The sequence below is a fragment of the Arthrobacter sp. 05T423 genome (assembly GCF_056396245.1).
In genome coordinates, this window is the sequence record NZ_JBFTLC010000083.1 from 1 (window position 1) to 3,465 (window position 3,465).

At 62.6% G+C, this 3,465-nt stretch carries 2 protein-coding genes; both read left to right on the forward strand.

All coding sequences use genetic code 11. The annotated features are described in order from the left end of the window. The coding region (locus tag AC1DFE_RS23970) for a primary-amine oxidase (RefSeq protein ID WP_476908320.1) at nt 1-1,701 on the forward strand (1,701 nt) is incomplete at its 5' end. After that, nucleotides 1,701-3,227, forward strand: a complete 1,527-nt coding sequence (locus tag AC1DFE_RS23975; RefSeq protein ID WP_476908321.1) for an APC family permease — start codon at nt 1,701-1,703, stop codon at nt 3,225-3,227. The genes AC1DFE_RS23970 and AC1DFE_RS23975, both read left to right, overlap by 1 nt. The last annotated feature ends 238 nt before the right edge of the window (nt 3,228-3,465 follow it).

A 3,465-nucleotide genomic window follows, 5' to 3' on the forward strand; every position in this document is an offset into this window, starting at 1 on the left:
TCGTACGAGGCGGTTGTTAATCTTGATTCGGGCACTGTTGATGCGTGGAGGCAGCTCGCTGCCAACGTTCAGCCCCCGTTCATGCTTGATGAGTTTGCCGAGTGTGAGGAAGGGTGCCGGAAGGACCCGGGTGTTATTGCCGCTCTTGCCAGGCGGGGCCTGACGGACCTGGACCTGGTCTGCTTCGAGCCGTGGTCGGTGGGGTATTTCGGTGAGGACGCCGAGGGCCGGCGCCTGATGCGTGCCCTGGTCTTCGTCCGGGACGAACCCGAGGACAGCCCGTACGCGCACCCGATCGAGAACTTCATTGTCTTCTATGACCTGTCCTCCGGTGAGGTCGTCAGGGTCGAAGACGACGAGGCGATCCCGGTCCCGGCCGCGCGGGGCAATTACCTGCCCAAGTACGTCGGTCCGGCCCGCACGGATCTGAAGCCGATTGAGATCACCCAGCCCGAAGGCGCCTCGTTCCAGGTCACCGGGAACCATGTGCAGTGGGCCGACTGGTCCTTCCGGGTCGGGTTCACCCCGCGTGAAGGCCTGGTCCTGCACCAGCTGAAGTTCCGTGACCAGGGCGTGGAGCGTCCGGTGATCAACCGTGCCTCGCTCTCGGAAATGGTCGTCCCGTACGGTGACACCGCCCCGGTGCAGGCGAAGAAGAACGCGTTCGATTCCGGTGAGTACAACATCGGCAACATGGCCAACTCCCTGACCCTGGGTTGTGACTGCCTGGGCGAGATCAAGTACTTCGACGGCAACAGCGTGGATTCCCACGGCAACCCGTGGACGATCGAGAACGCGATCTGCATGCACGAGGAAGACGACTCGATCCTGTGGAAGCACTTCGACTTCCGCGAGGGCACCGCCGAAACCCGCCGGAACCGCAAGCTCGTGATCTCCTTCATCGCCACGGTCGCGAACTACGAGTACGCCTTCTACTGGCACCTGTACCTGGACGGGTCCATCGAGTTCCTGGTCAAGGCCACCGGCATCCTCTCCACCGCCGGCCAGAAACCCGGCCAGAAGAGCCCGTACGGGCAGTCCCTGAACAACGACGGGCTCTACGCACCCATCCACCAGCACATGTTCAACGTCCGGATGGACTTCGAAATCGACGGGGTCAACAACGCGGTCTACGAAGTCGACATGGAATACCCCGAGCACAACCCCACACACACCGCGTTCAAGGCCGTGGACCGGCTCCTGGAAACCGAACAGGCAGCGATCCGCAAAACCGACTCCGCCAAGCACCGGTTCTGGAAGATCGCCAACCGCGAGTCCAGGAACATCGTGGACGAACCGGTCGCCTACCGGCTGATCCCCACCGACGGCATCCAGCTCGCCGCCGGCGAGGACTCCTACGTCTCCCAACGCGCCCAGTTCGCCCGGAACAACCTCTGGGTCACCGCCTACGACCGGACCGAACGCTTCGCCGCCGGCGAATACCCGAACCAGTCCACCGGCGCCGAGGACGGCCTGCACATCTGGACCAGGCAAGACCGGAACATCGTCGATCAGGACCTCGTGGTCTGGTACACCTTCGGCATGCACCACGTCGTCCGCCTCGAAGACTGGCCCGTGATGCCCCGCCAGAACATCGGCTTCATGCTCGAACCCCACGGCTTCTTCAACCAAAACCCCACCCTGAACCTCCCCACCGAAACCAGGGGAACCACCACCGGACACTGCAGCACATCACGGTGATGAGCGGTAACGTCCCGATTTCGGTCGGCTTCGGTGTCGGCACCGGAACCCCGGCAACATATATCTGGGCAACGGTGATCCTGTCGGTCTTTGCGATCGCCTATGTCACGATGGCCCGCTACGTGACCTCTACGGCCGCGTTCTACGGCTTCATCTCCCGCGGTCTGGGGCGCGTGCTCGGCCTCGGAACCGGTTTCATGGTGACCTTCGGCTACATCGTCTTTGAAGCCAGCATCATCGGTATCTTCTCCTACTTCGGTCATCTGGCCTTCAAGGACCAGCTGGGCCTGGACATCCACTGGGTAGTCTTCGCCGTGGGCGGCCTGCTGATCATCGGCTTCCTGACCTTCTTTGAGATCAGCATGGCCGCGAAAATCCTGACCCTGCTGTTGTTCACGGAGATCGCAATCCTGGCCATCATGGCCTTCGGCGTCCTCTTCCAAGGCGGCGGCCCCGACGGGCTGATGCCAGAGACACTGAACCCAGCCATTGCGTTCTCACCCAACGGGCTGCAGACCGCCGCGCCCGGGCTGGCCATGTTCATCGCATTCTGGTCCTGGACCGGCTTCGAGTCGACGGTGATGTACGGGGAGGAATCCAAGAACCCGAAGAAGATCATCCCGATCGCCACCATGATCGCGGTCACCGGCGTCGGCGTCTTCTACACGTTCGTCTCCTGGATGTCCGTCGCCGGCAACGGCGCGAAAGGCGCGATCGCCCTGGCGCAAAGCGCCAACCCCCTGGACATGTTCTTCCACCCCACGGACGTCTTTGTCGGCCACGGCTGGGTCCTGGTCATGGAATGGCTGATGATGACCGGATCCTTCGCCTGCGCCATGGCCTTCCACAACGCAGCATCACGCTACATGTACTCCCTCGGACGCGAAGGCATCCTGCCCGGCGCACTTGGCAGGACCCACAAGAAGCACGGATCGCCCCACGTCGCGTCGTTCCTCCAGACAGGTATCGCCATCCTGTGGATCCTCGGATTCTGGTTCTTCAACAAGGACCCCTACCTGGATGTTTTCGCCCTTCTGGCGATCCTTGGGACATTCATGCTGGTGATTGTGCAGACCGTAACCATGGCGGCAGTGTTCAACTACTTCCGCAAGCACCATCCGGAGGAAAACTTCTGGCGCACCAAGGTTGCTCCCATCATCGGCGGGGCGGGGATGCTCGGGGTGGTCATCATGATGTGCCTGAACCTGGACACGGCTGCCGGACCCGCATCGTCGTCCCTGCTGTTCAAGCTCATCCCCTACATCGCCGGCGCGCTCTTCGTCACCGGCGCAGGCCTGGCACTCTACTTCCGTAAGAACGACCCGCTCAAGTACGAAACCATCGGCCACGTCGTCCTCGCCGACGACGGCCACGGCCCCGTCCTGGACGAAGAGGACCCCGCGCCGCTACGCCCGATCGACCTCGAGGCCGTTCGGGACATGGAGCGGCAGCATGCCTCCGGTGACCTGGACCAGGAGCTCGATGAACTGGAGCTGGGAAAGAAACTGGAGTTGGAGAAGGAATAATGCTGACAGCCGGCCCCCGATACTGCCCACGGGCAGTATCGGGGACCGACTCTTTTCCCCATCCAAAACCAAACCCGACCCCCGTAGTGAGGGCGTGATCCGCGTGTTCAATATCCCCGCAATGACCTGGACCCTCACCGCCGTCCTGCTGGCCGGCGGCGGCTACCACCTCTGGCAGGCGGTACGGTCGCCCCACCCCACCGACCGGGTCAACAACAGCCTCCACACCCTCATGAAC